Annotated in this window: 6 protein-coding genes and 2 pseudogenes; 1 reads left to right on the plus strand and 7 read right to left on the minus strand. The window is 64.8% G+C overall.

Translation table 11 applies throughout. The features are described from left to right. Nucleotides 1-31: 31 nt before the first annotated feature. The 6 genes and pseudogenes from ACIP1U_RS21105 to ACIP1U_RS21130 all read right to left on the minus strand — a co-directional run. Nucleotides 32-1729: an AMP-binding protein gene (locus ACIP1U_RS21105; RefSeq protein ID WP_400318845.1), complete on the minus strand. Its 1698-nt coding sequence runs from the start codon at nt 1727-1729 to the stop codon at nt 32-34. 40 nt (nt 1730-1769) lie between these two features. After that, nucleotides 1770-2210, minus strand: coding sequence for a MaoC/PaaZ C-terminal domain-containing protein (locus ACIP1U_RS21110; RefSeq protein ID WP_400318848.1), 441 nt, complete (start codon nt 2208-2210; stop codon nt 1770-1772). Nucleotides 2211-2220: 10 nt separating this feature from the next. Then, a complete protein-coding gene (locus ACIP1U_RS21115) occupies nt 2221-2664 on the minus strand; it encodes a MaoC family dehydratase N-terminal domain-containing protein (RefSeq protein ID WP_400318850.1) in 444 nt (147 codons plus the stop codon). A 17-nt stretch (nt 2665-2681) separates the two neighbouring features. Further along, the gene (locus ACIP1U_RS21120; RefSeq protein ID WP_400318853.1) at nt 2682-3614 is read right to left on the minus strand and encodes an SDR family oxidoreductase; all 933 of its coding nucleotides are present in this window, start codon (nt 3612-3614) and stop codon (nt 2682-2684) included. A gap of 211 nt (nt 3615-3825) precedes the next feature. Continuing rightward, nucleotides 3826-4095, minus strand: a complete 270-nt coding sequence (locus ACIP1U_RS21125) for a tripartite tricarboxylate transporter substrate-binding protein (protein WP_400318856.1) — start codon at nt 4093-4095, stop codon at nt 3826-3828. Nucleotides 4096-4155: 60 nt separating this feature from the next. Beyond that, nucleotides 4156-5334 (minus strand): annotated as a pseudogene (locus ACIP1U_RS21130) (Tn3 family transposase); the annotation flags it as partial. Between the two features lie 84 nt (nt 5335-5418). Here ACIP1U_RS21130 and ACIP1U_RS21135 point away from each other — a divergent pair. Then, nucleotides 5419-5970 (plus strand): annotated as a pseudogene (locus tag ACIP1U_RS21135) (IS5 family transposase); the annotation flags it as partial. Here the strand turns inward: ACIP1U_RS21135 and ACIP1U_RS21140 are convergent. Beyond that, nucleotides 5958-6596 carry a TetR/AcrR family transcriptional regulator gene (locus ACIP1U_RS21140; RefSeq protein ID WP_400318859.1) on the minus strand — a complete coding sequence of 213 codons (639 nt, stop codon included), beginning with the start codon at nt 6594-6596 and terminating at the stop codon, nt 5958-5960. The pseudogene ACIP1U_RS21135 and the gene ACIP1U_RS21140 sit on opposite strands and share 13 nt — an antisense overlap. Nucleotides 6597-6997 lie beyond the last annotated feature (401 nt).

Here is a 6997-nt window from a genome sequence, read left to right on the forward strand (position 1 = left end):
CAGTAGCCCCCGCTTGCATTTCACCGGTCCCTCAGGATGCCGCCAAGGCCTCCCGCTCCCGCCTGTCCTGTTCCTCCTGCAGCACGCGCCACAGGATCTTCCCGGTTGCGGTCTTCGGCAGCGCGTCCACGAATTCCACCATGCGCGGCACCTTGTACGCCGCCATCCGCTCGCGCGCCCACGCGGTCAGGTCCTCGGCTTGCACCGTTCCGCGCGCTGCGGGGCGCAGCACGATCACCGCCTTGACGGTCTCGCCGCGGTGCGGATCCTGCGCGGAAATCACGCAGGCGTCCTGCACGGCGGGGTGCCCGTATAACGCCGATTCGATCTCCGCCGGCCACACCTTCAGGCCGGAGCTGTTGATCATGCGCTTGAGGCGGTCGGTGACGTAGAAGTAGCCGTCGTCGTCGTGATGGCCGAGATCGCCGCTGCGCAGGAAACGCTTGCCGTCGATCTCGACAAGGGTCTCGGCGGTTGCCTCGGGCTTGTTCAGGTAGCCCGCGAACAGGGTGGGGCCGTGCATGACGATTTCACCGGGCTGGTTGGGGCCGAGCTCTTCGAGGGTCACAGGATCGATCACGCGCACATCGCAGTTGATCACCGGCACGCCGGCGCACTGGCGCCGCGCCGCCTGCGGAGGATTGCTGAGCGACAGGCCGCAGAACTCGGTCATGCCATAGCTTTCGAGGAAGACCAGGCCGAGCCGCTCGTGTATCTGGCGGGCGAGCGCCTCCGGCATGGCGGCGGCGCCGCCATAGAGGCGTGTCAGGGAAGACAGGTCGTGCTCGCCGGCGTCGGCGGCGCCGAAGACTTCGGACAGCATCGTCGGCACGGCGGGCCAGGAGCGGATGCGCAGGCGGTGGATCAGCTCGACCGCGGCCTTTGCGTCCCAGCGCGCGAGCATCACCAGCGTGCGGCCGATGCGGCCTGCCTGCAGCATCACGCGCATGCCGGCGAGATGGCTGGCCGGCAGGGCCAGCAGTTCGTCCTCGTCCTCGCGGTCATCCTGCCAATGCGCGCGATGCGCCAGCGTATAGCAGAAATTGCGATGGGTAAGCATCGCCCCCTTGGGCTTCCCGGTGGTGCCAGAGGTGTAGCCGATCACGGCAAGGTCGCTGCCGCTCGTTTGCATTGGCCCGGGCTGCAGGCCGGCGTCCAGCGCGTCGGACAGGTCGTGGAAACGGGGATGCGACATCGCGCGGCGCGGCTCGCGCACGAACGCGGGAAGTTCCAACCACCGCGATGCCTCCGGCACGGCGGCGAAGTCGGACAGCGCGCCGGCGATGCAGGCATCCAGCGTGCCGTTGTCCAGCAACGGTTGCGCGCGCCCGGCCATGTCGTGGGTGGCGACCAGCACGCGCGCGCCTGAATCGGCCGCGTAGTAGGCGATCTCGTCCGGCGTGCTCATGGGGTTCATCGCCACCACCACGGCGTCGCAGCGCAACACCGCGTAGAACGCGGCGTAGAACTGCGGGCAGGTCTGCATCAGCAGCAGCACGCGGTCACCGCGCCGAACGCCCAGGCGCTGCCGCAGGTAGCCCGCCAGGGCCAGCGCGGCCGCGTGCATTTCGCGGAACGTGGTGGCCTTGCCGTAGAACACGGCGGCGGGCTTGTCCGGCAGCCGCGCCGCCGAACCTTCGAGATGGTAGAACAGATTGCAGCCTGATACGTCCAGCGTGCGCGGGACCCCGTGGGGCCAGCTCGCGAAGTGTCGGGTCAGTCGGGGCATGGGCAGGTGGCCGGTTGCTGGGTTGGATGGCTGGTTGCGATCAGGCGATGGCGACCACGGCTTCGCCGACGATCCTCTGCTCGCCGTCCTGGTTGGCGCAGACCATCTCCACGCGCAGGCGCGCTTCGCCGCTTTCCTCGAAGCGCTCGCTGACGCGGCCCGTGCAATGCGGCGCGTCGCGCAGGTGCGTGATGCCGGTGAAGCGCATCTTCAGCGTACGCAGGCGCCCCTGTCCCGCCCAGTTGGTGATCAGGCGGCCGAGGTAGGCGGCCGACAACATGCCGTGGGCGAACACGTCGCCCAGGCCGGCTTCGCGCGCGTAGTCGGAGTCGATGTGCAGCGGGTGGTGGTCGCCGGAGGCGCCAGCGTAGATGGCGAGCGTGCGGCGGCTGATCGGGGGGACTTGCAGTGCGGGGATGGTATCTCCCACCTGCAGGTCGCCCAGGCTGGCGCGCTGCGCCGGGGTTGTGCTGGTCGTCATGAGGTCTCCTTCAGATCTGGCGCTGGACGAGCACGGAGCGCGCATCGGCCACGTGCACGCCGTCCTGGTTGGTGATGCGGGTGCCCTTGACGAGGAACTCGAGGGCGCCGCCCTTCTTGTCGTAGACGTCGACGATGCGGGGCTCGTAGGTCAGGGTGTCGCCCGCGCACACCGGCGCGTGATAGTCGTACTGCTGCTCGGCGTGCAGCACGCGCGAGGGTTCCACCCTGGCCAGCGCCAGCAGGTCGAAGGTATTGAACAGCCAGCCTTCCATGCAGGAGAGGAAGGTCGGCGGCACGCGCAGCGAGGGCAGGCCGGCGTCGCGGGCGGCGGCCACGTCGTGGTAGACCGGATCGGTCTCGCCGATGGCGCGGGCGTACCAGCGCACGGCCCATTCCTCCACCTTGATGCTGCGCTGGCCGAAGCTGTGGCCGATCAGGTTCTTGTCGAGCATGAGGAATCTCCGGGAACTCAGGCGGCGGCGGGGATGACGCCGTCGAGGGTGGCGTTGGGCGTGGCGCGGCGGACGAGGTCGGGCACCAGCGCGCCCAGTTCGGCCACGTCCCAGCGGCCCGGCTTCTCGATGTGCGGGCCGGCGTGCCAGCCTTCGGCCACGGTGATGCGGCCGCCCCGGCTGCCGAATACGCGGCCCGTGACTTCGCCCGATTCCACGCTGCCCAGCCAGACCACCAGCGGCGCGACGTTGGCCGGGTCGAGCGCGTTGAAGCCATCCACGGCATTGAAGGCGGGATTCAGGCGGCCGCTCTTGATCAGGTGCTCGGTGTGGCGGGTGGTGCCGCTCGGGTAGATTGTGTTGACGGTCGCGCCATAGCGGCCGAGTTCCATCGCGGCGACGTTCGACATGCAGGCGATGCCCGCCTTCGCGGCGCCATAGCAGGTCTGGCCGATGTTGCCGAACAGGCCCGCCGAGGACGACGTGTTGATCACGCGGGCCGCGCGCTGGCGGCCGGCCTTCGATTCGTCGCGCCACCAGGCGGCGGCGTGGCGCATGGGCGAGAAGGTGCCGCGCAGGTGCACGCGGATCACGGCATCCCAGTCCTCGATTTCCATATTCACCAGCATGCGGTCGCGCAGGATGGCGGCGTTGTTGACCAGCACGTCGAGGCCGCCGAAGGTGTCGATGGCGGCCCGGATCATGCGCTTCGCGCCTTCCCAGTCGGCCACGTCGTCGTTGCTGGCCACGGCCTGGCCGCCCATGGCGCGGATCTCCTCGACCACTTCCTGCGCCGGGCCGCCGGTGATCTCGCTGCCATCCGGGGAGGCACCCAGATCATTGACCACGACTTTCGCGCCATGGCGGGCGAACTCCAGCGCATATTCGCGGCCCAGGCCACGGCCGGCGCCGGTGATGACGACGACGCGGTCCTTGCAGAGCTGTTGCATTCGATGTTCCTCTCGAGATCGGTTTTGGATGGGGCGTCCAGTCGGTATCGACTGACGAATCGATTATTTCGGGAGGGGGCCCCGCTTGCCACTAGCCGGATAGGGCAGCGGGGCGCCTGGCGCGGCGCCGGAAAGACAGACGGCCCGATGCTGCTGCACCGGGCCGTCTGTCGTGAGGCGATCGTGGGGCGTGTCCAGGCGATAGCCGGCACTACTCAATCGGGATACTGGCTGTCCTGACGATCTGCTGCGCACGCTCGAACTCGCGCGCCTGGAATGCCTTCAGTTCCTTCGGGCCACCAGGGTATACCGTGCCGCTCAGCTTGCCGACGGCTTCGACCGTCGACGGTTTGCGCAGGATGCCATCCACCGCTTCCGCCAGCGTGTCTACCAGTTTGGGCGGCAGCCTGGCGGGGCCGTACAGGCCGATCCAGCCGTCGATGTCGAAGCCGGAGGTACCGCTCTCGGCGACGGTCGGCACCTCGGGCAGGGGCGGCTTCAGAATTCGGAAAATATTGCCCTCTAAGACCTCGCTCGCGACTTAACGCTCGGCTAGACGCCGCAAGGGGCGGAACTTTCCTGCTTCCGGTTTATGGCTCATGCGCCACACGTAGTCGCCGGTCAGGTTGAGATGCTCCCACCCCAAGGGCGACAAATAGGGATACAGCGCCGGATCGACCGGCATGCCGCGGCTCTGCACAGCGCGCTCAAGATAGACGGTGTTCCAGAGAACGATCGCCGCAGTCACCAGGTTTAGTCCGCTGGCGCGGTACCGTTGCTGCTCGAAACTGCGATCGCGTATTTCGCCGAGACGGTAGAAGAAGATGGATCGCGCAAGCGCATTGCGGGCTTCCCCCTTGTTCAAACCAGCATGCGTGCGGCGGCGCAATTCGAGATCCTGAAGCCAGTCCAGGGTGAACAACGTCCGCTCGATGCGGCCGAGTTCGCGAAGCGCGACGGCCAAGCCATTCTGCCGAGGATAGCTGCCAAGCTTGCGCAGCATCAGGGAGGCTGTGACTGTGCCCTGCCGGATAGATGTAGCGAGGCGGAGAATCTCGTCCCAGTGAGACCGGATCAGGTTTTCCCGATACGTGCCGCCAATCATCGGTGCCACGGCCGGATAGTCACCTGGGCTACCTGGGATATACAGCTTTGTTTCCGCAAGATCGCGAATGCGGGGCGCGAATCGGAACCCGAGCAGATGCATCAGGGCAAAGACGTGGTCGGTGAAGCCGTTGGTATCCGTGTAATGCTCCTTGATTCGCAGATCTGACTCGTGATGAAGCAGGCCGTCAAGTACGTAGGTGGAATCACGGTACCGGGACAGGATTCTGCCATCTTGGTCAGTCCGAGATTGACGGCATCGGCAAGAATCGTCGTCAACAGCAACGTTTTATCGGAGGCTGGCTCGTCGGTTTTCAGGTGCGTGAAATGGTGAGTGAATCCGGTCCATGCATCCACCTCCATCAGGAGTTCGGTAATCTTGACGCGTGGCAGCATGAGGGACGTCTGGTCGATCAATGTCTGTGCCTCCATCGGGACAGAGGCGTCGAGCGGCGAGATCTTCAAGCCAGACTCAGTGATGATCGCATCCGGCAGCTTTTTTGCGGCGGCAAGCCGGTTAACGGTGGCCAGCTTCATTTCCAGTAGCCGGCGCCGCTTCCAGGAAACGGTCGCAATCGGTAGTTACCGGCAGTGGCAGCAAGCGGTTCTCCCTAAGGAAATGCTGATTAAATCAGTGCGCGAGTCATCGCGGCGTTGGGTGAGTGCGTTGTCATAAGCATGTCCATGATTCAGTCCGGTGATGAAGCGACAGATCAGTTTTGCGGAAGCAGAAAGCCACGGCAAGAAGCGGGTGACGCGCCGCCAGCGCTTCCTGACGGAGATGGAAAGCGTGGTGCCGTGGACGCGCCTGATTGCGCAGGTCGAGCCGTACTACCCCAAGGGCAAACGTGGCCGGCCGCCGATCGGCCTTGAGCGGATGCTGCGGATTTACTTCCTCCGGCAGTGGTACGGGCTGTCGGACGAGCCACTGGAAGACGCGCTGTACGACAGCATGGCGATGCGGGCGTTTGCCGGGATCGACTTGGCGGTCGAAGCAGTGCCGGACGCGACGACGCTGCTCAAGTTTCGCCGCATGCTCGTCGCGCATGAACTGTCGCGAAAGTTGTTCGACGAGATTGGCATCATGCTGTGCGAGCGTGGGCTGATGATGAAGGAAGGCACGATTGTGGATGCCACCATCATCGAGCCACCACCGTCGACCAAGAACAAGGAGAAGAGCCGCGACCCGGAGATGCACCAGGCCAAGAAAGGCAATGCTTGGCACTTTGGGATGAAAGCTCATATCGGCGTGCCACCGTGCGCGGCGATGAACATAGTGACGGCCGACCGGCAATAGGATTCGATTTCGTTGTCGTCCTCTGCTCTCGCCTCGTCGAAGCGGGCGATAAGCAGGAGATCGGATCCTTTGAAAAGCGCGGCAAACAAGCGGGCGGACTGGAGAGCATCGGGTACGTTCAGAATCGCTTTCGCGTGCAACTGACGCAACACGGCCTCGATTTGGGCGATGACATGGGCGGGCCCGGCTTCGTAATGGAGCTTGCTTAACGACTTTTGATTCGTCTTGTCGGCCAAAACCATGGCTTCGACACTGCGGACGTCCGGGCTCAACAGCGTGCGAAGCAGGGATGACCCCACCGCCATGAGCTGATCTTCGGCCGAACCGTCGACGCCTTCAAAAAGGGCCTGCGGTGCAAACTGCTCGCAGCGGGCCACCATGGCCGCGCTGAACAGCGCCTCCTTGTTCTCGAAGTGCCGATAGATGCTTAGCTTGGATATCTTCGCCCGCTGGGCGACCTTGTCCATGGTCGTCGCTTGAAAACCCAGTTCCACGAAGAGTTCGCAGGCGGTGTCGACTATCGTTTGGCGAAGCGCCTCGTTGGCGGGCCGGCCGCGCCGGCCCTGGCTGTTTTCGGTCACGACAATTCCAGTACTTGACAGTATTTAAATTCTTGCACTACGATACCACGGAGTATCGAAAATGTGCAAGCAAGGGTAGGTTTCAACCGGTTGTCCAAATCAGCTTTCCCCGGGCCGCCCGGCGATAACGAATGCGGCATTGCGAATGCGGCATTGTCCGGCCGGTCAATACAGCCATGGGCAACTTTCTCGCCAATGCCGAAGCCCTGCTCGCTGACCGTCTCAAGCGCTTATCTCCGGACGTTATTGCGCACCAGGCCCAGCCACCCCTCTATCCACAACACGGAGCCCATCACCATGAATGACGTCATCATCATCGGCGGCAGCTTTGCCGGCCTCGCCGCCGCCCTGCAGCTCGGCCGTGCCCGCCGCAAGGTCACCGTTCTCGATACCGGCCGGCC

Source organism: Cupriavidus sp. NPDC089707, from assembly GCF_044748965.1.
In the GTDB taxonomy this organism is placed as follows: Bacteria; Pseudomonadota; Gammaproteobacteria; order Burkholderiales; family Burkholderiaceae; genus Cupriavidus.